Here is a 22,992-nt window from a genome sequence, read left to right as displayed (position 1 = left end):
GATCACTCATCCTCCCAAACGATTTCACCTTGTGATATGGTAACTGCCGGCCAGCCATGTACTTCCCAATTATGGAACGGTGTGTTTTTCCCTTTTGAGAAGAAGCTGTGCCGGTCGATTGTTTTTTGTTTCTCCAAATCTATCAATGTTAAGTCTGCGATACTTCCCTCTTCCAGCTTCCCATAGGGAAGTCCAAAAATCTCAGCTGGAATTTCTGTCATCCTGTCAAGTAAAGCTTCGAGGCTGATTTTCCCTGTCTGAACCAGGTTGGTGTACAGCAATGGAAAAGCAGTTTCCAGACCGACAATTCCGAATGGCGCATTCATAAGCCCTTCTCCCTTTTCTTCCTCGGTATGAGGCGCATGATCTGTCGCTATGCAGTCAATGGTTCCATCCAGCAGTCCGTCCAACAAAGCTTCCTGATCCTCTTTACTGCGTAACGGTGGATTCATTTTGAACATCGCATCGTCCTGGGTGATGCCCTCTTCGTTCAGCAGCAGGTGATGCGGAGTGACTTCCGCGGTTACTTGGATGCCGGCGCGCTTGGCGTCACGAATAACACGTACCGACTCTTTTGTGCTGACATGGCAGACATGGTAATGACATCCGGCCGCTTCTGCCAAAAGAACATCCCTTGCTATATGGACCGATTCAGATACAGACGCTATACCCGGCACACCAAGCTTCTCACTTGTCTTCCCTTTGTGAATGACTCCCCCTTCTAATAAACTGTTGTCTTCACAGTGGGCGACAATACTTACGCCATTGTCAGCCGCTGATTTCATTGCCTCCAGCATTTTCCCAGCTTCCTGAACTCCGACGCCATCATCAGTGAAGGCAAAAGCGCCGGCATCTCTCAGTACAGCCATATCAACGATTTCTTTTCCCAGCTGCCTCGTTGTGATCGCCGCATAAGGAAGCACTCGTACCAGGGCGTCCTGCTCAATCCTATGCCTTAATGCTTCCATCGTATCCAGTGAGTCCGGGACCGGCCTTGTATTCGGCATAGCACAGACGGTCGTGTACCCTCCTCTTGCTGCAGCCTTTGTCCCTGTTGCAATCGTTTCTTTCGCTTCTCCTCCTGGCTCCCGGAGATGTATATGTACATCAACAAGACCTGGAACTGCAATTTTTCCCTGTCCATCAATCGTACGATCAGCTTCTATTTCTGGATGAGCACCGATTTTCTTAACGATATTTCCTTCAACAAAAATATCTTCTGTTACCCATGCCCCATCTCTTCTTACATTTACATTTTTGATTGATAGATTCATTACAGTTCCTCCTTTAATAGTTCTGATATAATTGCCATTCGCATCGTTACCCCGTTAGCCACCTGTTTGAAAATCCGTGACTTGGGGGAATCGACGACATCACTGTCAATTTCCACACCGCGGTTAAATGGCCCAGGATGCATAATGATTGAATTTTTATTCATTCTACTCTCTCGCTCTTTCGTGAGTCCATAGCTTTGCAGATAGTTCTGCTCCTCTGATGATTGGTCATGCCTTTCATGCTGAATCCGGAGTAGCATGACGACATCTGCAAGTTCAACCGCTTCCTCGATAGATACATAGGTTTCTGCTATTCCTTCATCCTGCCATTCCGGTTTAGAAACAAAGTAGACTTCCGCTCCTAACTTTCTTAGTGCTTCGCTGTTTGACCGGGCGACACGGCTGTGCTTAATGTCCCCGATTATCGCTACTTTCAAGCCTTCAAAAGTACCGAACTCCTGATGAATCGTATATAAATCAAGCAAACATTGCGTCGGGTGCTGGCCCGTTCCGTCACCCGCATTGATAATCGGTACCTCCACCTTATTCGCTATCTCTCTTAATATACCATTTTGAGAGTGGCGGACAATGCATAAACTTGCAGAAATAGTGTATAATGTTTTAACAGTATCATATAAAGACTCCCCTTTTGTCAAACTGGAATCTTCTGAAGATATATCCAGCACATCCAGCCCAAGCCGCCGTTCCGCGACAACAAAGCTATTTTTCGTTCTTGTGCTTGGTTCTAAAAAAATATTTGCAGCAAATATTTTTTTCGTAAATTCCGGAACATCCCCTCGTTCGATAGCTTCCGCTTTCCTGATTAAATGGTGGATGTCTTCGGATGATAAGTCTTCCATGGATAATAAATGTTTCACGTCATCAGCCTCCTCTGCCAGTTTGCGTATCAGCGCAGGGTTAAAAAAAGCGCCTCCGGGGTGCGGAGGCGCTCAATTATCATCATCATTCTGAGGCATGACGAATCAATCAAACCCTACACCCTTTAAAATCTCACGGGATTTTATTAAAAAGTGCGATGGTTCTGTTATGCTGCATTATCATCATTTGATTTTTTATTGCCTGTAACTGTTTCTTTGAACATTTTCCCGTTCCCATGGGCTTTTTCTTTGCCAGGAAGGATCAGGTTCAATACAACTCCAATCAGTGCGGACAGAGCCATTCCTGCGATTTGTACATTGTCAGTGACCTGGATGAAAGCTCCTCCGATTCCGATAACCAGGATGACGGAAGAAATGATCAGGTTTCGTTTTTCTCCCAGGTCGATCTGGTTGTCAATCAGCATGCGAAGCCCGCTGGATGCGATGATACCGAAAAGCAGGATGGAAACACCGCCCATGACCGCTGATGGAATCGATCCAATTACTGCTGTACTCATTCCGATGAAGCCGAACAGGACAGCAAAGACAGCTGCTCCTCCGATAACGAAGACACTGAAAACTCGTGTGATAGCCAGGACACCGATGTTTTCTCCATAAGTCGTGTTTGGCGGTCCGCCAAGGAAGGAAGCGATCACGGTCGCAGTTCCGTCCCCAAGAATAGAGCGGTTCAAGCCAGGTTCTTTCAAAAAGTTACGGCCGACAACTTTGGATAGTACCATTTGGTCTCCGATGTGCTCAGCAATGGTCACAAGCGCAATCGGAACCATGATGAAGATGATTTCGATACTGATGACATCCACCGGAGAGTAATCGACGAATGGGACGATGAAATCCGGCTTCTGAAAAATAGCGCCCAATACCCCGGTAAAGGAATCAGCGGACGTTATAGCTGCCCACTCCGCTTTGATTTCTGCCGTGTCAACAATCCCTTGGAAAAGAGCGAACGAATATCCACCGACGATACCGACAAGGATCGGAAGCAGGCTGAAAAACCCTTTGAAGAAGATGGATGCGATGATGGTAATCGCCAGAGTAACCAGGGCTACACTGAAGTGAGTCGAGCTGTAGACCTGATCATCGATTCCTGGGACGTACATGGACATATCGATGGCCGTTGTTGCCAGCCCAAGACCAATGACGATGATGACCGGGCCGACAACAACCGGTGGCAGCAGGTTCATCAGCCAGTCTGTACCGAACATGGTGATCAGGAGTGCCACAAGGCCGTAAACAAGTCCTGCAAGAAAACTTCCTACCATTGCTCCTGGTACTCCGCTTGCTGAACTGGCTGCAATCACAGGTGCAATGAAGGCAAAACTTGATCCAAGATAGGCTGGAACCCTTCCTTTTGTTATTACCAGGTAGGCAAGTGTCCCTGTTCCGCTGGAAACGAGCGCGACGGAAGGTGACAAGCCTGTCAGGAATGGAACAAGGATGGTTGCTCCGAACATGGCGAATAAGTGCTGTAAGCTTAAGGTAATCCATTTATGAAGTGCCGGGACATCTCTGACGTCTAATGCAGCTTGGTTTGATTTCATAATCATTTCCTCCTTTATTATTTAGAGCCATTTTTTAAAGGTATAAAAAAACCTCTTTGCTTAAAAAACCGCAAAGAGGTGGACGTATCCTGGTATGCTTCGATACGTTCTGAGTTTGCGACCTTTTAAGCCTCTCTGGACTTACTTAAAGGTGCTGTTTTATTCAATTCTTTTCAAAAATGACTACCGCGTCTTCTTCATCTGTTTCCGCTACGGTAACCGTTACGATTTCATCGAGGGAAGTCGGAACATTTTTCCCGACATAGTCTGCCCGGATCGGGAGCTCGCGGTGACCGCGGTCGACAAGGACGGCCAGCTGTATTTGTGATGGTCTTCCATGATCCATCAATGCGTCCATAGCGGCACGCACCGTCCGGCCTGTATACAATACATCATCAACAAGTACGACTTTTTTTCCGTCGATATTCGTTTCGATGTTCGTTTCTTTCAGTTCTGGTTCTTGTTGTCCTGATTTGGTGGTGAGATCATCCCTGTAAAGTGTGATATCCAATTCACCATTTGGGAGGATGACTCCTTCAATATCGTTGATTCTTTTCTGGAGGCGGCTTGCCAAGGGAACTCCCCTTGTTTTGATCCCAACGAGGATGACGTCATCGACACCCTTATTTTTTTCTATGATTTCATGAGAAATCCGGGTAAGTGCACGCCGGATAGCTGCTTCATCTAATACTGTAGTTTTCGGTTTCATTGCTCCACCTCCGATTGTTCAGGCGTATTAAAAAAACCTTTTCCTGCATGAGGGCAGAAAAAGGGTGTAAGTAACATAATCATATGCTCCGTTTCCTTTTCAGCCTCACAGGACTGACTTTAAAGGTCATATTCAATTCTTTAATTGATTATCACAAACGTTCGACGGTTTGTCAACTACGTTTTTTAATTAATTCGAGCATTTGGGTGAAATCACTCGGTGGTTCGACATGGAAATCCATCCGCTCGTTCGTAACAGGATGGTTGAAGGCCAATGTTCTCGCATGAAGCGCCTGTCCATCAATTGGCAGGGATTTGCGAGGGCCGTATTTAGGATCCCCGGCCAGTGGATGATTGATATATTTCATATGCACACGGATTTGATGGGTGCGGCCTGTTTCCAGTACACATTCCACATGGGTGAAATCCTTGAATACCTGCAGTACTTGAAAATGCGTGACGGCTGGCTTGCCTTCTTCAACTACTGCCATCGACTGGCGGTCTTTCGGATCCCGGCCAATCGGTGCTTCAATCGTACCATATTCATGGGAGATTTCACCATGAACAATTGCTTCATATTTCCTGTCGGTTGTTTTATTGGCCAATTGTTCAGCAAGCGATTGGTGGGCGTTATCGTTTTTAGCGACCATCAATAACCCGCTCGTATCTTTATCAATCCGGTGGACAATTCCAGGCCTTGTTACCCCGTTGATTCCTGAGAGATCATCACAATGGTGCAGTAATGCATTCACCAGTGTTCCATTAGGATGTCCGGAAGAAGGATGGACGACCATTCCCCGTCGTTTGTTGACTACGATGACATCTTTATCTTCATAGACGATATTTAACGGGGTATCTTCTGCTTCAATTTTTAATGGTTCTGGCTCAGGCACTTCCCAGGTTATTTCATCCTGTTCCTGTACCTTGTAGTTACTTTTCACCGGATCACCATTGACGACCAGATGCCCCTCTTTAATCCAGCTTTGAACCTGTGTCCTGGAAACCGAGGGTTCGATTTCTATCATTAATTTATCGATGCGTTTACCATTATCCTGATTGGTTACTTGATATTGATTACTCACAATTGGGTACTCTCCTTCTTTTTACGTTCATCCAAGATAGAAGCGATGATGACAAGAATGACTCCGACTACCAGCGATGAATCTGCAATATTGAAGATCGGATAATCATACGTAAAAATGATAAAATCAAAAAAGTCGACGACTTCTTTTCTGATCAGCCGGTCAATAAAGTTTCCAATTGCCCCCGCTAATAGCAAGGAGAGGGCAATCCCTGCCAATCTATATTTTTTACCATATTGGTGCATATAGTAGATAATGACTCCGACGACAATCAATGTCACGATATAAAAGAAAATCATCTGACCTTGCAAAATCCCCCATGCCGCCCCGCGATTGCGGTGGGAGGTCAAATAAAAAAAGTTTTCGATGATCGTAATGCTTTCTCCAAGGTACATATTCTTGACAACCATCCATTTTGACCATTGATCAAGCACGATCACAAAGCTAGCTATTATGTAATACCAGACCATAGGCTTCCTCCAAAATAATTATTCGATTCTACAATTGTACCACAAGTAGTTGTTAAGTGATATCTGGAAAAAAAATTTGTTTACATAATAATGATATAGTTACTTCCATGCAATTTTAAAGCCGTGTGCAGGTGCACACGGCTTTCTTACTACCTTTTAATTTTCGTAATGTTCTTTAACAACTGTGGCACAGCGGACGCACAATTCTGGATGATCGTCATCTTCTCCAACATCATCAGATGCTACCCAGCAGCGTTCACACTTATCGCCTTCATGCTTCTCGACATATACATCGACATGATCATATGCTTTGGCTTCTGGATGGGACAATGCCACCTCAGCATCGGATACAATCAATAACTGATGGAGGTGTTCGATATTCTTCAGAACACTTTGCGTTTGTTCCTCCTTAGGAACAATTGTCACGCGTGCCTCCAGTGATTTACCGATGACCTTTTCATTTCTTGCATCCTCTAAAGCTTTCAAAACATCATCACGAATATCCAGGAAGTGATCCCATTTAGCTTTAAGCTCTTCACTTTCAATAACAGCTACTTCCTCCGGCATATCCGTCAACTGGACACTTTCCTCGCTGACACCAGGGAGGTATTCCCATACCTCATCTGCTGTGTGAGGGATGATCGGCGCAAGAAGCTTCACGAGTGCAGTCAATGTTTCATAATAGACCGTCTGGATGCTTCTTCTGCGTGGATGGTCAGGCGCTTCGATATACAGGATATCTTTTGCAAAATCAAGGTAGAAGGAGCTTAAGTCGATCGTACAGAAATTATGGACCTGGTGGTAGATGACATTGAATTCATAGTTATCATAAGCTTCACGGACATTCTTGACCAGGTTGTTGAGACGCATTTTCATATAACGGTCGACTTCTTCCAGCTGATCATCCGGCACCGTATTAGCCGCCGGATTGAAATCATGCAGGTTTCCGAGCAGGAAGCGGAATGTGTTACGGATTTTACGGTAAACTTCTGATACCTGCTTGAGAATGTCATCAGACACCCGGACATCAGCCTGGTAGTCGGAGCTTGCCACCCACAAACGGATGATTTCCGCTCCCAGTTGTTTCGTAACTTTGTCAGGCAGAATGACGTTCCCAATCGATTTACTCATCTTACGACCATGGCCATCCAAAGCAAAACCATGACTCAAAATCCCTTTGAATGGTGCCTTTCCAGTCACAGCAACGGAAGTGGACAAGGACGAGTTAAACCAGCCGCGATATTGGTCGGATCCTTCCAGATAAAGGTCTGCTGGACGCTGCAGCTCTGGACGCTGATGCAATACCGCCTGATGAGAAGAACCAGAATCGAACCAGACATCCATGATGTCTTCTTCTTTGGTGAATTCTCCGTTCGGGCTATGTTCAGAAGTAAAGCCTTCCGGAAGCAAGTCTTTCGCTTCCCGTTCGAACCAGACATTCGAGCCGTGTTCCCGGAACAGTCCAGCAACGTGATCGATTGTTTCATCGGTGATGATCGGGGTGCCATCTTCTCCGTAGAATACAGGAATCGGAACGCCCCATGTACGCTGACGGGAAATACACCAGTCTTCACGGTCTCTCACCATGTTATATAGACGGGTTTCGCCCCAACGTGGTACCCATTTCACATTCTTGATTTCTTCCAGCAAGGTTTCACGGAAATCCTTGATCGACGCGAACCATTGGTCAGTTGCTCGGAAAATCGTCGGTTTTTTCGTTCTCCAGTCGTGCGGATAGGAGTGTGTAATGAATTCGAGTTTTTCTAATGCACCGACTTCTGTCAGTTTCTCGGTAATCGGTTTGTTGGCTTTGTCATAGAACATTCCTTCAAAACCTGGAGCTTCCTCTGTAAATACCCCTTTGTTGTCAACCGGACAGAGCACTTCAAGACCGTATTGCTTTCCGACCCAGAAGTCATCTTCCCCGTGGCCAGGTGCTGTATGGACACATCCGGTACCTCCATCTGTCGTAACATGATCACCCAGAATGACCAAAGATTCACGGTCATAGAATGGGTGCTGAGTCGTGACATGTTCTGCCTCTTTCCCTTTGAACGTTTGTACGACTTCATAATCTTCCCATTCCAATTTCTGCGTCACATCTTCCAGCAAGTCTTCCGCAATGACAAACTTGTTTTCACCAGTTTTTACAACGACATAGTTATAAGCCGGGTTCAAAGCAATCGCAAGGTTAGATGGGATCGTCCATGGCGTCGTCGTCCAGATAATGAATTTTTCATCCCCGTCAAACAACTCTTTACCATCTTTGACCTGGAAAGATACATAGATAGAAGGAGAACGCTTATCCTGGTACTCAATTTCTGCTTCCGCAAGTGCTGATTCTGAGGAAGGAGACCAATAGACAGGCTTCAACCCTTTGTAGATATACCCTTTTTTAGCCATTTCTCCAAAGACTTTGATCTGCTCCGCTTCATAGTCTTTATTTAATGTGACATAAGGATTATCCCAGTCACCGCGTACACCCATGCGCTTAAATTCTTTACGCTGATTGTCCAGTTGTCCCATCGCATAGTCCGCACACTTTTGGCGGAATTCGGCGACGGACATCTTTTTACGGTCGACCTTCTTCTTTTTTGTAAGTGCTGTTTCAATCGGCAGTCCATGTGTATCCCAGCCAGGGACATATGGTGCATGATAACCTGCCATTGATTTATAACGGACAATAAAATCTTTCAGGGATTTATTCAATGCATGCCCCATGTGCAAATCACCATTCGCATATGGAGGGCCATCATGAAGGACAAATAACGGGCGTCCCTCGGTTCGTTGCTGCACCTTTTCATATATGTTCATTTCTTCCCAGCGCTCTTGCATCTTCGGTTCACGGTTCGGAAGGTTTCCACGCATTGGGAAATCGGTCTTTGGCATCCGTAATGTGTCTTTATAATTCACTTCCATTTCCTCCTTACTCTTTCTGTGTGTGTATACTAGGAAAACCTTGCTTATCACCCTGCCTTAATGGCGTAAGCCTCAGTCTTTCTATTTAAAAATATAAAAAAGATCCTCACATCCCAAAAGGGACGAGAGGATCTCGCGGTACCACCCTTGTAGAACCGGCTTTTACACATGCCGATTCCGCTCTGTTGATCCGTATCGTGGATAAGGCGTCCATCTCTACTCATTGCTTTTCGAATGGAAAACTCGAGGGTGATTTTCCTTCAAGGCGCTGCTCCAGGCTTTCACCATCCCTGGATCGCTTAAGCTGCAAGCGGGCTTGAGTACTTTCCCTGTCATCGTTTATCGTTAAATATTCAGTTACTGCAGGAAATATTTCATGTTAATGAATTATATGTAATATTACTGCATACGTCAAGATTATTTTTCTACCATCTCTTTTTTCCCATCGACTTTTTCGTCAATTTCTGTTTCAAACACATGATCCCAGTCATCTGTATCAATCATATCCAGCTGGGCTTCAACGAGCATACGCAGACGTGTACGGAACACTTTGGCCTGTTTTTTAAGTTCTTCGACTTCGATGGCAATCCGGTGGGACTTTTGCAAGGCTTCATTGATGATCCGGTCAGCATTCTTCTCTGCTTCCTTCACAATCAGCTTCGATTCCTTACTGGCATTGTTTTTCACTTCTTCTGCTGTTTCCTGCGCTACCAGAATGGATTTATTCAGGGTTGTTTCGATATTTGTGAAATGTCCCAGGCGTTCATTCAACTGCTCCACTTTCTCTTCAAGGGATTTTTTATCACGAATGACCAATTCGTAGTCTTTGATGACCTGTTCGAGGAACTCATTGACTTCGTCTTCATCATAACCCCTAAAACCGCGTGTGAATTCTTTATTATGGATATCCAATGGTGTTAATGGCACACCAGCCACCTCCTCAAAGTATCGGACATTTTTTCGAGTTATATTCCCATTTCGACAAAACTTTTCAGATTCCTGCTTGTCCGGTTGTTTATTTTAGCCGGGAGATGACGACTTTGTATTTATCTTTTTTGGTTGTGCCTAAGACGTCTTGCAGTTTGCTGCGCCCTTTGCCACGTATCGAAATCATGTCCCCTGCTTCCAGTTTGAATGATGGGTCTTCAACGATACGAAAATTTACTTTTACCTGACCTTTATCTATGAATAATGCAGCTTTTTGGCGGGACATCCGGTAGATTTCTTTAACGACCGTATCGAGACGCAATGAGGAGACTGTCGTGTCCACCTGCTCCCATTCTTCATCGCTGGAGAGCATACGGTCAAAAGGTACTTCCTGAAACTGCACGGATGCTTTCTTGACCCCCTCCAGATTCATTCTTACATAATCAGCTATTTCACTTGCGACGATGATTTGAACAACCCCGTCTTTCACCACTAGGTCCCCCAGCTTTTTCCGCTTGATTCCTAAACTCATAAACGCACCAAGTACATCCGGATGGGAAAGCGTAACGAATTTTTCTGGATAGGATGCTTCAAGCAATGTTAGTTCAAAGTGCTCCGGTTCGATCTCTTCATAATAAGGGGCAAGAATAGCACGCTTACGTTCCGCTTCTTCATTTCCACCATAGAGCTTCCAGGTGTAGTCCGGGTGATTACCAAGCAGGCTCTCGAAAATGAACTGCTCCCTTGGGTCAAAAAAATCCGTCAACTTACTTTGGAAACTGCGGCCGACTTCTTCTTGCAAGGATAGTACTTGATCGATAAAAGGCTGCTCTTCTTTACGAAAATGCTGATAAATCTCCATTTCTATCTCTCCACTCCAAAATTATAAAACCAGACTCCATGATTAAACTAATAGCTGTTAACAGTGTTATTGGTTTACCATAGTGACCTATTCACCAAAAGGCCCGAAAAGTCGAAGACTTGATTTCAAGATATCTACGGTTCTTTACCATAATAGTGTCAGGGGCGGCTGGGAAACTACTCGCTTTCCTGCGGGGGAACCGGCAAGCCTCCTCGGTCGTTACACTCCCTGTGGGGTCTTGCCTAGTCCCTTCTCCCGCGGGAGTCTCGCAGTTTCCCAACCGCCCCATCCGAAAGATAAGAGAAACGAACCCCTGCAATAAATGAAGATGTATTCCACAAATCATATGGACCGATGATACAGATTATAAGCACGTTTTTATAAATAGCTCTCTCTATGCTTGTAGGGCGACATACCAATGTTTCCGTTTCTCTTATAAATTCAAGGAGGTCAGGGAAATTGCGAGACTCCGATGGGAGGATAGTACATGGTGAGATCCCGCAGGGCTTTAGCCCTAGGAAGCTCACCGTACGCCCATGGAAAGCGAGTGATTTTCCGGACCTCCGAAAGCTCAACATCAGCACGGAAACAGTTTCTCTTGAAACTGAGTCTTCAGTTAATGGGAGCTTTAATTTATCTGGGAAGTCCAGTATATACTGTTAACCACTATGTAAATAGCAAAAGAAAAGCCGCCGGTGGCAGCTTTGTTGGTCGTTATAAGTATTACATAAGCATGATATAGAGTTCCCGCAGTCCCATATTCGCAAAGTTAAGTACCAGGATGGCAACGATCGGCGAAATGTCAATCATACCAAGCGGCGGGATAATACGACGGAACGGCTCTAAAAACGGCTCACATATTTTCGCCAGGAACTGACCGAATTTCGATTCTCTCGCTCCAGGAAACCAGGACATAAAAATATAAATGATTAATGCCCAGCTGTAAATTTGTATTGCGTTAGTCAATAAAACGAATAGTTGCTGCATTTCCTTACCACCTTCTGTCTAAATCATCTTCCTGTGCCAATATTTCCGAAATTGACCCGGAAATTTCCACATTATCAGGGGTACAAAGGAACGTTTGCATTCCCAGCTTCTGAATGTCCCCTCCAATAGCATATACGGTCCCGCTTAAAAAATCCACAATCCGTTTCGCCTGATGATGGTCAACCCGTTGTAAATTGATGACTACCGCACGACGGTTCACGAGGTGATCGGCAATATCCTGAGCCTCATTGTAGTTGCGCGGCTCGCACAGCATCATTCGGGAAGAGGACTGGGCACTCTTTAAACTGACGACATTTTTTGCTTTTTGTTCCGGGTAGTTCTGTGGTTGACTTACTTGCTGACTTTTGTTCGATTCTTCCACTTCTTCTTCCATATATTCATATTCATCGTCTAAGGTAAAAAATGATTTGAATTTATTCTTCATACTCATCTCTCCATCACCTCAATCATTTAATATCAGCCTACCAGGCTGGATCCAAGCCGGATGCAGGTGGCACCTTCTTCAATCGCCAGCTTGTAATCATTACTCATCCCCATCGATAGCTCCTTACAAGGTGCGTGCGGATAGTGCTTGTCCCTGATCCGGTCGCGCATAGCCCGAAGCTTACGGAAGGTACCTCTGAGCATTTCTTCATCATCTACATGCGGGGCCATGGTCATCAACCCGACTACGTTGACATTCGGGTAGTCTTTCAGCCACTCGATGAATTCTTCTACCTCATCCAGGGCCAGTCCATGTTTAGATTCTTCGCCGCTTACATTCACTTGCACATAACAGGAAACCGGACTTTCGGCACGTTTGTTGATTTCCTTCGCCAATGATTTCCGGTCTAACGAATGAATGTAATCAACCTCGCCAATGATTTCTTTTACTTTCCGGGACTGCAACGAACCAATGAAATGCCACGTGGCATCATCCCCTATGGCTTGATACTTTTCCAAAAAACCTTTCATCCTGTTTTCACCAAGGTCCATGATTCCGGCTGCCAAAGCTTCTCTGGCTCTTTCAACAGTTACATATTTGGTTACAGCAACGACGGTAATTTCTTTTAGATCTCTGCCACAACTATTGCAAGCTTCTGCGATGTTGGTTTGAATTTCCTGCCATTTTGATTCCACACTCATGCTACACGTCTCCTTTTCCATCAGTAAAGCCTATGAATCCAAGCATTCGGCCTGTTTTCCCGTGATCACGGCGATGGGAAAAAAATACGTCTTCTTGTTCGTATGTACAATGCTCGGTTATTCGGATGTTCTGTTTCTTGATGCCGGCTCCAACTAGCACCAGTCGATTCAATTCTCTCAAATCTAACAGGAATTTTCCATCATTAAGCGGTTCTGTGACTAAATTTATATACTGTTCTTCAATGTTGTCGATTACTCTTTGATCCACTTCGTAATGTTTCTTACTGATAGAAGGACCGATGGTCACTTGAATATCTTCTCTCGATGCTCCTTCATTGATGAGAGCTGCCACCATCGAAGAAGCCATTCCGTTTACTGTCCCTTTCCAGCCAGCATGGGCGATTCCAACCCACCCGGCAGCAGGGGCATGGAAATATAACGGCACACAATCAGCAAAAAAGGCTGCCAATAATAAACCAGAGATATTAGTTATCAGGCCATCACAGCCTTTAACAGAAGTCCCTTGTTCCCATGCTCCTTTTCCGCCATCTGTTCGCTTGACAACAGCGACTTCTGTACCATGGACTTGTTCACCAATCACCCAGTTGTTTAACGGTATAGCCATGGAAGAAGCAAGAAGCCCGCGATTGGCGATGACGTCTTCTTCCTTATCGTTAACATGCAGTCCATGATTGAAGCTGGCATACGGCGGCGCGCTAACGCCGCCTTTCCTGCTCGTAAAACCAGCCTGCAACTTAGGGTGAGCCTGCATCCAGTCTTCTATTACGAATACCCTATCCTCTTTATGCGAAAACGGTTCTGTCATATTACCACCTCAGTTGCCCTATATTTTACCACATTACCAGTCACATTTCTTGTTATAATTCCATTATTCTATCTCATTTGTCGATTGAGGTGGAAGTGCAAAAGGTTTTTTTACCAGAATCACATCTGTGCCAATGTTAATAATCTGATCCCAGGGAATCACCGCCTCTTCATCTTTCCCGAATAACCCCATCATTTTCCCTTTTAGCGTAATTATGATTGCAATAACTTTGCCAGTGTTCACATCTATATCTAAATCAGCGATTTGACCGAGCCTTTCTCCCGTTTCGAGAGCGATGATATCCTTCAATTGTAATTCTGAAATCATCATATCCTATCACCTTCCTTGTTACATACTATGTAAGAAACGCTGATTACATGGATAGTTTTTTATACTTTAGGAAGTTTAATTTTGATTCAGTATAAAGGTATGAGAAAATACCAAGACTTTCGCCATAAGTAGTTGGCGACAAACTAAGTAAAGGTACTGCTGATTTTTATCTGGTGGTCTTTTGTCGGCACACGCATCAGTTGTTTCCCTTACACAAAGCAGTTTGATTACACGAAAAAAGTTCAGTTTTGGAGTACACCAAAACTGAACTAAAAGATGTTGGAACTTATTTTCTTTTTAACCTGGCATTATTCGAACATCGTCGTGTTCATTTCTTTGATAGCTGCTTTTTCAAGACGAGAAACCTGAGCTTGGGAGATACCGATTTCTTCTGCTACTTCCATCTGGGTTTTTCCCTGGAAGAAGCGCTTTGTCAAAATCATTTTTTCCCGCTCATTCAACCGTTTCATGCCTTCTCTTAGCGAGAGTTCATCCAGCCAGACCGAATCTTTATGCTTTTCATCCTTCAACTGATCCATCACAAAAATCGGATCTCCGCCATCATTATAGATTGGTTCAAATAACGAAACCGGGTCCTGGATGGCATCCATAGCAAACACAACATCTTCGTGTGGAACTCCCATTTCCTTAGCTATTTCCGCCGGCGCCGGATCCTTTGACCGTTCACTGATAAGTTTTTCCCGCATCTGTAACGCTTTATACGCAGTATCACGGAGCGAGCGAGAAACACGAATCGGGTTGTTGTCCCGTAAATACCTTCGTATTTCTCCAATAATCATCGGAACAGCGTAAGTAGAGAATTTCACGTTATGACTTAAATCAAAGTTATCAATCGATTTCATTAGACCAATACACCCAACCTGGAACAAATCATCGACATATTCACCGCGGTTATTGAAGCGTTGGATGACACTCAGCACAAGACGCAGGTTGCCATTGACTAGCTCCTCCCTGGCAGATTGGTCTCCGCTTTGCATTCGTTTAAATAATACACGCATTTCATCGTTTTTAAGTACTGGAAGCTTAGATGTATCTACACCACATATTTCAACTTTATGTCTAGTCACGGTATTAAACCCTCCCAGGAAGCTATTCAAAATTCAGTATCTCCCCGGGCTGGGAATAATATGCATTAGCTAAACTCGCTTATATAAGAATATACGTTCGAAAAAGTCCTTGAAAGTGCTATACCATCTTGTTGAATTCACGTTTCAATCTTTTAATAATTTTTTTCTCAAGCCTGGAAATATAGGATTGTGAAATACCAAGCATATCTGCTACATCTTTCTGTGTCTTCTCTTCCTTATCGACTAACCCGAAGCGCAGTTCCATGATCTGTTTTTCACGGTCGTTCAACTGTTCCAGCGCTTTCTTTAATAGCCGTTTGTCAACCTTGTCTTCAAGGTCTTTCGTAATGATGTCTTCCTCCGTTCCAAGAATATCGGACAACAGTAGTTCGTTTCCATCCCAATCTACATTCAATGGTTCATCAAAAGAAACCTCAGATTTCAACTTATTACTCTTTCTTAAATGCATCAAAATTTCATTTTCGATACATCGGGAGGCATAAGTGGCAAGTTTGATTTTCTTTTCGGGATTGAACGTATTCACTGCTTTGATGAGGCCAATCGTACCAATACTAATCAAATCCTCAATGTTTAACCCTGTATTTTCAAACTTCCGGGCAATATAAACGACCAGACGAAGGTTCCGCTCAATCAGCATTGCTCTGGCAGCTTTATCCCCTTTCGGCAGCCGTTTCAGAAGCTCTGCCTCTTCTTCCCTGGATAATGGAGGAGGAAGCGCTTCGCTTCCTCCTATGTAGTATATTTCATTGGTCTTCAATCCTAATTTTAATAAAATACGATAATACCAGAGGCGTAATTTCAACTTCCATTTGCTCATAACATTACTCCTTCCTTTAAGCTACTTTTCCTTTTTGCATCATCTCCGGATGAAGAAGTACATGATAGCTGTCATCATCGGTCATTTTTCCGAATTGCATCCCGAGCAGCGGAGCATGCATGCATATGTTTTTCCCTTCACTGACTAATTCGATTTTGCTTAATTGGATAGCAAGCATCAATTTCCTTTCTCCTCCAGCACCTTGATAAGGGACAAAGTGAACACTATCCTGCAGGGATTCAGGAATTCGATTAATGTCAAAAGTTTCTTCCACTTCTTTAAGTGCCGTCCATTCTTCTTCCGAGACAAAAGCTTGAAATACTTCCTCATCACCAAGAAAGACAAGTTTTTTCGTCAATGGATCAACCAACTGATTTCCGCTGTCAACTAAACCCGTTGATACTGTTTTTTTACCGTTCCATTCCAACACCACTTCATAAATTTCTTCATATTTCAATTTCAGGACAGCAATCCGTTCCAGTCTTTGCTTTGTAAACCACCATGCTGCCGGAAAGCCAATGATGACAAACAACCAGCTAATTGGATCCCCGTATCCTGTCGAAAACGTCACAATACCTGAAGTCGCCATCTGCACATTCATATTCAAAAAGAAATGACTGGCAAACATCGTCCCCCCAATCGCAAATGTCACAAAGTAAAATGTAGTCAGATTACGCATATAAAGGCGCAATGATTTATATGGAAAGGCCGCCAGAACAATGAGTATCGAATAGGTGAATTTTCCCAGGGGAGAGACCAGCCAGGAATTTGGGAAAAAAATAGTTAACGGTACAATAAAGGAGGCTATTAATGCAGCGAACATCATTCGTTTCATAGAAGCATAGGACTTTGTGACTGCCTGTGTAATAATCAGAATCATTCCATCAACTAAAAAATTAAGGAGCCATACGGCATCAAGATAGATCATCACCTCTTTCTCCTTTTCTATTGAATGGTGATTTCAAGTATAAGACATGCTGTTCCTAAAAGTCTGTCACTTTCTGAAAGGACGGGAAGACTTTTTTTAGCCGAATTTGTCGCTCATTAATGCCTACTAGTCGAGATTGGCAGCTTATGCTGTGTCGAATTTATAAGCTGGGTTTTTCTCACATTTTTTCTATTAAAAATAGACGCTGTTAAGCATGTTATTGATTTTCGTAAAACATTTATTCTACAAAAAGGCCGAAAAGTCGAAGACTTGATTTCGAGATGTTTATTGGAGTTTAGGGGCTTCGGGAAACGATTCGCTTTCCGTGGGCGTGTGCTGAGTCTCCTCAGGCTTCGCCTTGCGGGGCCTCAGCGATCCCGCATATCCCACAGGGGTTTAGCCCGAGGAAGCTTGCCAGGTCCCCCGCAGGAAAGAAATGAATGCGTAATCGCCTTGGGAGACACGACACGCATAAGCAGAACAGCAAAAGGGAAGTGATCTTTCTTCCCGTTGATGGGCTGCTTATGACGCGAGTGTCTAGGCGATGAAGCTGGAAAGCGAGTCGTTTCCCTGCCCATCCCTTTTCCCTTACGGTAACGGACCCAACTATCTTGAAACTGAGTCTTCCATTAAAGGGAGCTTTAATGGAAAAAATTATTATCAACGCAAAAAAGCTTGTAGAAAAACAGGTGTTTCTCTACAAGCTGAAAAACCCACGAAGAAAGGAATCTTCGTGGGTTTACTGATATTAAAGAGGGATTGTGAAAGTCGTCCTCTTCATTTTATTAGTTATCTTCTACGGTTTCTGTTACGAAGGAAGGTAGGAATATCCAGTGTGTCTTCTTCCTGGCCACCTTGTCCACCTCGTTGCTGGGATGGCATTTCCTGGTGACGAGGTTCTTCCCTTCTTCTTTCCAGACGGTCCGGCTGTTGTGGCTGCTGGTTTACACCGCCGCCCATTTGTCCCATATTTGGACGCTGCTTGGACTGGCTTTGGCTCAACTGAGCTTCATCAAAACCTGTCGCAATTACGGTAACTACGATCTCATCTTTTAGATTTTCATTAATGACGGAACCGAAGATGACGTTTACTTCCTGGTCAGCAGCAGAAGTTACAATATCTGCAGCTTCCTGTACTTCATAAAGGCTCAGGTTTGATCCGCCAGTGATATTCATCAGGACACCATGGGCGCCATCGATGGATGTTTCCAATAGTGGAGATGATATCGCTTTTTTAGCGGCTTCAACCGCACGGCTTTCACCAGTTGCAATTCCAATTCCCATCAAAGCAGACCCTTTATCCATCATGATGGTTTTAACGTCTGCAAAGTCAACATTGATCAGACCTGGGACTGCAATCAAGTCAGAGATACCTTGTACACCTTGACGAAGCACGTTATCCGCTTCACGGAAGGCTTCAAGCATCGGGGTGTTCTTGTCGACGATTTCCAATAGACGGTCATTCGGAATGACAATGAGCGTATCAACGGCGCTTTTCAGCCCGTCAATACCGCCTGTCGCCTGTACAGAACGCTTACGCCCTTCAAAAGTGAATGGACGTGTAACAACACCGACGGTCAACGCGCCAAGTTCTTTTGCCACTTGAGCGATGACAGGCGCTGCGCCAGTACCGGTACCGCCGCCCATACCAGCCGTGACAAATACCATGTCAGCACCTTGCAACGCTTCTTCCAGCTGCTCTTTGCTTTCTTCAGCAGCCTTTTTACCTACTTCCGGGTTGGCACCTGCCCCGAGACCACGGGTCAGCTTGCCGCCAATTTGCATTTTCACTTCTGCTTTGGACAGGTTCAATGCCTGCGCATCCGTGTTGACTGCAATAAATTCTACACCTTGTACTCCGTGTTCGATCATACGGTTGACAGCGTTACTTCCGCCGCCACCAACCCCAATAACTTTTATCGTTGCTAATTGGTCCATGCTTGTATCAAAATCTAACATTTTTCGTTCCTCCCAGTTCAAAGATTACGAGACTTATTTTAGCTTCCATTCGTCAGTTATGAAGGAAACGTTGTTTAGTCGAAAAAGTATTTCAGTAGATTGGATAATCCTGATTCCTTTTTCTCTTTTTCTTCTTTTACAGGTTTCTCCTGCTGCTCTTGCTGCTTTGGCGTACTTCTTTTCTGTTTCTTCGGTCTAGGCTGTTGAGCATCCACCACCTGGACGGATGGAAAAATCTCTTTTCCTTGTATTTTCGCATTACGATAAGCGAATTGCAAGATTCCGACACCACTGGTAAATTGCGGTTCGCGAACCCCGATATAATCCGGAATAGCGAGACGGACATTCGCATGGAAGATATCCTGGGCAAGTTCCATGACACCAGGCATGCTCATCGAGCCTCCTGTCAGTACAAAACCTCCAGGCAAATCTTTTACGCCCATTCTGTGAATCTCTTGAGCGGCAAACACATAAATCTCTTCTAGTCTAGCTTCAATCATATCAGAAATCTGCAATTGATTGAATGTTTGTTTTCGATTACTTCCTATAATCGTCACTTCAAATTGTTCCTCTTCACGGGCATCATCGAAAAATGCATGGCCATGTTCCACTTTAATTTCCTCAGCTTCTTCTGTGGATGTCCGAAGACCGATAGAGAGATCTTTCGTAATGTTGTCTCCGCCCAAAGCCGTCATGCTTGTACCTTTCAGGTGGCCATCCTCAAATACAGAAACAGTGGTACTGCCTCCACCAATATCGATTAAAGCGACCCCAAGATTTTTTTCATCATCTGATAACGCTACTGTACCTGCAGCCAAAGGCTGAAGGCAGATATCCAACACTTGCAGTTCAGCTCTTTCCACACACTTCAACAAGTTATGTAGCACTGTTTTCGAACAAGTGATGATCGTACCTTCCATTTCCAGACGGACGCCAATCATACCGCGTGGGTCTGTAATTTCGTCCTGGCCGTCCACGATGAACTGTTTCGGAATGACGTCGATGATTTCTCTTTCCGGTGGTATCGAAATCACTTGTGCTGCATCAATGACACGTTTTATATCTTCATCGCCGATCTCCCGGTCATCACTGGAAACAGCGACCACACCATGACATGGCTGGAGCTGGATATGGTTACCGTTGACACCGACGACGACGCGATCTATTTTCATATCGACCATTCTCTCCGCCTGTTCGACAGCTGAGCGGATGGACTGGACAGTTTGATCGATATCTACAATGGCTCCTTTTTTCATTCCTTTTGATTTAGCGGTACCTACGCCGATGATATTCAGGGAATCATTCAGGATTTCCCCGATAATCACTTTAATCCGCGTGGTCCCAATATCTAAGCTTACTAATATTTCATTCTGATTCAAAAGCGATGCACCTCCTGCACTAAAGGCATATGAATAGTTCAAATATTATCGAATATAAGAAGAAAATACAATCAATTTCCCGTTTCGTAAATAGATTGATATACTATATGGTTCTTTCCACTTAGAAATATGGAAATAGAATCAAGTCATGTTCTGTTTCCACAGATAGATGTGATATTCCTCTTATTTTTCCGGATTTTTTTTCAGTTTTCTAGAATTGATCGTTTGATTGATGAGATGTCTTCGGATGATCGCTATATTTTGGAATAAGCGTACACCAAATGCAAAGACTGCCGCAAGATACAAGTCAATACCCAGCTGCACTCCCAGGAATGCTAACAAGGCAGCAAGGGATACATTGGTAAAGAAACCAGTCAAAAACACGATATCATCGAATTTCTTTTCTAATTGTGCCCTTATCCCCCCTAATAGCGTATCAAAAGCGGCAAGAACCGCTATGGTCAAGTAATCGGTATAAGCGTCCGGTACCCGCAGATCCGTTAACAGACCCAGGATAACTCCGATGATTAAAAAGACAAATGGCAGCCACATTAATCCTCACCTGTTTCTTTACTGCTATCCAGCTCGAGCACGTCTATCTGCAGGTTATCTTCATAACCCGGGAGCTCTATATGCTGTTCTGCCTCCACTTCCATGGCAATCTGATCAAGGGCGAACATATCCCTGGAGCGACTCGCATTGACGTAATCCATCATCTTTTTGGGATTACTGGTAATGGCCTTTATCGTAATCGGCAAAGGAGGCATTGGGCGGTTATTGATATACGTCTCTCCATTTACATTACGGACAGGCGATATACTGATGAATCGCTCCTCCCCTACCCCGATCCCTGCAGCTCCAAAAGTATTCAGTTCATTGATCAAATGCGTCAACAGAGAGGGACTTACAGTAGGATAAGCTGGGGCCCCTTCTTCCCACTCCTGGAAAATAGGAGCAAGTGTTATAATGACTCCACTGCCTTCCAACTCTGCTAAACCAGCCTCCTGCTCTAATTGATGAATAGAGGACTTTAAAGTTTCCAGTTTTTCAGCGTCCGATACTTCTCCATACTCTTCAAGCGTCCGGTCAGCCTGAGCGATTTGCTCCAGTAATTCCTGCTGTAGTTTCTGCTGCTCCTGCAATGCCTGTCTGACCTCCCACTGATCACGTGTATCGCGGAGCTCAGGTTCGGAAGAGGCTGTTTGAAACTGGATTGCCAGCATGAAGCCAACCAGGGCAAAAATTAATGACATGAGCCATTTCGTACGTTTACTCAAGAAAATCACCCTTCACTCGAAAGCCTGGCATCCATTTGGATTTCCGCTGACTTTTCCAGCTCTACTTCAATGTTATCAGTAACAAGCTGATCAACTACTCCATTTTTTAAAGATAGACTGGAAAACAATACTTCAGGATCACCAATCGCTGTAATCACGAACGGTGCGGGGTGCTGAACGCCATCTATTGTGATGACCGGGCCTGTACAGGCGAAATAGCTGTTGCTGACGTATCGCTGACCATTAATCGCGATTGCCTTAGCACCGGCACTCTTTAATTCGTTGACTACTTGATGGATGTGAGGTTCATGGACGATATAACTATTGGCATGCTCTTCACTTGGAATATATGCTGCATCCTTTAGCGTCACCCTCAATCCAGGTCCCTTTACAGGCAATTGTCCAGTAAGCATCTGAAGTCTTTTCTTCCGTTCGACAAAATCTGCAATTTGCTGCTCGTTCGCAGCCAGATCATCTTCATAAGTCTGAACTGCTTCTGTTTTCGTTTGCAATTCTTCCCTTAGTTCTTTGTTCCTGGATTCTAAATCCAACAGTTGCTTTCGATAGTAGTATTCCTTCTCCCAGGTACGATCAGCAAGTTTTACCATTTGGGAGCTCTCGTCGGCTTGTGTATAGCTGTAAGAGACTAGAAAGCCGGTCCCTAATAGGACGAAAGCGAGAATAACATGCTTACCCCTGAGCTTCATCTTCATTCTCTCCCTGTTGATCTTCCCCGCTACTTTCTACTTCAGAGGAACCTTCCTGCTCTGTGTCGGAATAAGATTCAAAGTAAGCGCCGACATCGATATGAATAATCCCTTTATCTTCAGGACTTAATTGTGTAACGATCGATGGATATGCTCTCATTTTCTTTGAAAAATTCCTGATCGTCCCTTGTACCTCATACCCATCATTCATATAAAGCTTAATTTGAAATGGATTGTCATCTGTAGGTGTCCAATGAATTTCAGAAATCAAATTAGCGACACTCGATGGAAGCTCTCGCAATTCCTTGGACATTTCCTCCAGGTAGGTTGCTTTATCAAAGTCAAGCAAAAGCGGTGCGTCACCGTTTGTTACACGCAATTCATAAGAGTCCAGCCGTTTGCCGTTTTCCAGTATCGGATAATAGCTTCCATCCACTCTAACGTAGCCTACGCGGTCATATTCGTCCACCTGGATGGTAATCGTGTTCGGAAAATCTCTGGAAACACTGACTTTTGCAACTTCCGGATGTCCTTTCACACCGGATTCTACCTGTTGCTTGTCCACTTTCCAGAAATTATCTTTCCCGGTTACATGACTCATTTCTTTGATTTCCTTATCGGAGACATGGACATTTCCTTCTACGGCCACTTGTTTTACATGGCTAAGGGGGGACTGTAAATACACAACGATCGCAATCAACAAGAACAAAATCGTCAAATAAAAGATCAAGCGCCTGTTCGCTTTCTTCTTCCTGGCATGTTTCAGCTTCGGAATACGATCTTCAATGGAAACAATATTTTTTTTCTCCATAATGATGATTTCCCCTTAACATCGTTCAATATCAGGG

At 44.3% G+C, this 22,992-nt stretch carries 23 protein-coding genes and 1 other annotated feature; all 23 genes read right to left on the bottom strand.

Annotated features, from left to right (window positions below; all coding sequences use genetic code 11):
• Positions 1 to 2: 2 nt before the first annotated feature.
• Entirely contained in the window at positions 3 to 1,274 is a 1,272-nt protein-coding gene (pyrC, locus tag ACGTNI_RS02770) for a dihydroorotase (RefSeq protein ID WP_394459911.1), read from the bottom strand.
• The gene (locus ACGTNI_RS02765) at positions 1,274 to 2,152 is read right to left on the bottom strand and encodes an aspartate carbamoyltransferase catalytic subunit (protein WP_394459909.1); all 879 of its coding nucleotides are present in this window, start codon (positions 2,150 to 2,152) and stop codon (positions 1,274 to 1,276) included. The genes pyrC and ACGTNI_RS02765 overlap by 1 nt, the downstream gene beginning before the upstream one ends.
• 167 nt (positions 2,153 to 2,319) lie before the next feature.
• The gene (locus ACGTNI_RS02760) at positions 2,320 to 3,711 is read right to left on the bottom strand and encodes a solute carrier family 23 protein (protein ID WP_394459907.1); all 1,392 of its coding nucleotides are present in this window, start codon (positions 3,709 to 3,711) and stop codon (positions 2,320 to 2,322) included.
• Between the two features lie 163 nt (positions 3,712 to 3,874).
• Positions 3,875 to 4,420 carry a bifunctional pyr operon transcriptional regulator/uracil phosphoribosyltransferase PyrR gene (pyrR, locus tag ACGTNI_RS02755; RefSeq protein ID WP_394459905.1) on the bottom strand — a complete coding sequence of 182 codons (546 nt, stop codon included), beginning with the start codon at positions 4,418 to 4,420 and terminating at the stop codon, positions 3,875 to 3,877.
• A 172-nt stretch (positions 4,421 to 4,592) separates the two neighbouring features.
• Positions 4,593 to 5,501 carry an RluA family pseudouridine synthase gene (locus tag ACGTNI_RS02750; RefSeq protein WP_394459903.1) on the bottom strand — a complete coding sequence of 303 codons (909 nt, stop codon included), beginning with the start codon at positions 5,499 to 5,501 and terminating at the stop codon, positions 4,593 to 4,595.
• Positions 5,498 to 5,971, bottom strand: coding sequence for a signal peptidase II (lspA, locus tag ACGTNI_RS02745; protein WP_394459901.1), 474 nt, complete (start codon positions 5,969 to 5,971; stop codon positions 5,498 to 5,500). Before lspA ends, ACGTNI_RS02750 begins: the two co-directional genes overlap by 4 nt.
• 156 nt (positions 5,972 to 6,127) lie before the next feature.
• Positions 6,128 to 8,884, bottom strand: coding sequence for an isoleucine--tRNA ligase (gene ileS, locus ACGTNI_RS02740; RefSeq protein WP_394459899.1), 2,757 nt, complete (start codon positions 8,882 to 8,884; stop codon positions 6,128 to 6,130).
• Positions 8,885 to 9,005: 121 nt separating this feature from the next.
• Positions 9,006 to 9,235 (bottom strand) — a binding site (T-box leader).
• Positions 9,236 to 9,307: 72 nt separating this feature from the next.
• Positions 9,308 to 9,817, bottom strand: coding sequence for a DivIVA domain-containing protein (locus ACGTNI_RS02735; RefSeq protein ID WP_394459897.1), 510 nt, complete (start codon positions 9,815 to 9,817; stop codon positions 9,308 to 9,310).
• An 88-nt stretch (positions 9,818 to 9,905) separates the two neighbouring features.
• Complete coding sequence (locus ACGTNI_RS02730; protein WP_394459895.1) at positions 9,906 to 10,679, bottom strand: YlmH family RNA-binding protein; 774 nt, start codon at positions 10,677 to 10,679, stop codon at positions 9,906 to 9,908.
• 723 nt (positions 10,680 to 11,402) lie between these two features.
• Entirely contained in the window at positions 11,403 to 11,666 is a 264-nt protein-coding gene (locus ACGTNI_RS02725; RefSeq protein WP_062445759.1) for a YggT family protein, read from the bottom strand.
• A 4-nt stretch (positions 11,667 to 11,670) separates the two neighbouring features.
• The gene (locus ACGTNI_RS02720; protein WP_085508106.1) at positions 11,671 to 12,117 is read right to left on the bottom strand and encodes a cell division protein SepF; all 447 of its coding nucleotides are present in this window, start codon (positions 12,115 to 12,117) and stop codon (positions 11,671 to 11,673) included.
• Between the two features lie 26 nt (positions 12,118 to 12,143).
• The gene (locus ACGTNI_RS02715; protein WP_394459892.1) at positions 12,144 to 12,812 is read right to left on the bottom strand and encodes a YggS family pyridoxal phosphate-dependent enzyme; all 669 of its coding nucleotides are present in this window, start codon (positions 12,810 to 12,812) and stop codon (positions 12,144 to 12,146) included.
• 1 nt (position 12,813) lies between these two features.
• On the bottom strand, positions 12,814 to 13,638 hold the full coding sequence (gene pgeF / locus ACGTNI_RS02710; protein WP_394459890.1) for a peptidoglycan editing factor PgeF: 825 nt from the start codon (positions 13,636 to 13,638) through the stop codon (positions 12,814 to 12,816).
• 63 nt (positions 13,639 to 13,701) lie between these two features.
• Complete coding sequence (locus tag ACGTNI_RS02705) at positions 13,702 to 13,968, bottom strand: YlmC/YmxH family sporulation protein (protein WP_062445755.1); 267 nt, start codon at positions 13,966 to 13,968, stop codon at positions 13,702 to 13,704.
• Positions 13,969 to 14,276: 308 nt separating this feature from the next.
• Positions 14,277 to 15,056 carry an RNA polymerase sporulation sigma factor SigG gene (gene sigG / locus ACGTNI_RS02700; RefSeq protein WP_062445754.1) on the bottom strand — a complete coding sequence of 260 codons (780 nt, stop codon included), beginning with the start codon at positions 15,054 to 15,056 and terminating at the stop codon, positions 14,277 to 14,279.
• 118 nt (positions 15,057 to 15,174) lie between these two features.
• Positions 15,175 to 15,894, bottom strand: coding sequence for an RNA polymerase sporulation sigma factor SigE (gene sigE / locus ACGTNI_RS02695; protein WP_085508100.1), 720 nt, complete (start codon positions 15,892 to 15,894; stop codon positions 15,175 to 15,177).
• Between the two features lie 16 nt (positions 15,895 to 15,910).
• Positions 15,911 to 16,822: a sigma-E processing peptidase SpoIIGA gene (spoIIGA, locus tag ACGTNI_RS02690; RefSeq protein ID WP_394459887.1), complete on the bottom strand. Its 912-nt coding sequence runs from the start codon at positions 16,820 to 16,822 to the stop codon at positions 15,911 to 15,913.
• 789 nt (positions 16,823 to 17,611) lie between these two features.
• Entirely contained in the window at positions 17,612 to 18,781 is a 1,170-nt protein-coding gene (gene ftsZ, locus ACGTNI_RS02685; RefSeq protein WP_085508095.1) for a cell division protein FtsZ, read from the bottom strand.
• A 74-nt stretch (positions 18,782 to 18,855) separates the two neighbouring features.
• The gene (ftsA, locus tag ACGTNI_RS02680; protein WP_085508093.1) at positions 18,856 to 20,160 is read right to left on the bottom strand and encodes a cell division protein FtsA; all 1,305 of its coding nucleotides are present in this window, start codon (positions 20,158 to 20,160) and stop codon (positions 18,856 to 18,858) included.
• 183 nt (positions 20,161 to 20,343) lie between these two features.
• On the bottom strand, positions 20,344 to 20,712 hold the full coding sequence (locus tag ACGTNI_RS02675; protein ID WP_394459885.1) for a small basic family protein: 369 nt from the start codon (positions 20,710 to 20,712) through the stop codon (positions 20,344 to 20,346).
• Positions 20,712 to 21,437: a DUF881 domain-containing protein gene (locus tag ACGTNI_RS02670; protein WP_394459883.1), complete on the bottom strand. Its 726-nt coding sequence runs from the start codon at positions 21,435 to 21,437 to the stop codon at positions 20,712 to 20,714. Before ACGTNI_RS02670 ends, ACGTNI_RS02675 begins: the two co-directional genes overlap by 1 nt.
• Positions 21,438 to 21,442: 5 nt before the next feature.
• Positions 21,443 to 22,144, bottom strand: a complete 702-nt coding sequence (locus ACGTNI_RS02665; protein ID WP_085508087.1) for a DUF881 domain-containing protein — start codon at positions 22,142 to 22,144, stop codon at positions 21,443 to 21,445.
• Positions 22,128 to 22,955, bottom strand: coding sequence for a cell division protein FtsQ/DivIB (locus ACGTNI_RS02660; protein WP_085508085.1), 828 nt, complete (start codon positions 22,953 to 22,955; stop codon positions 22,128 to 22,130). The genes ACGTNI_RS02665 and ACGTNI_RS02660 overlap by 17 nt, the downstream gene beginning before the upstream one ends.
• Positions 22,956 to 22,992 lie beyond the last annotated feature (37 nt).

This window comes from Thalassobacillus sp. B23F22_16, from assembly GCF_043496955.1.
GTDB classification, from domain to species: Bacteria; Bacillota; Bacilli; order Bacillales; family Halobacillaceae; genus Thalassobacillus; species Thalassobacillus devorans_A.
The sequence above is the reverse complement of the archived record's forward strand: the minus strand, read 5'-3'. Positions and strand labels throughout refer to the sequence as shown.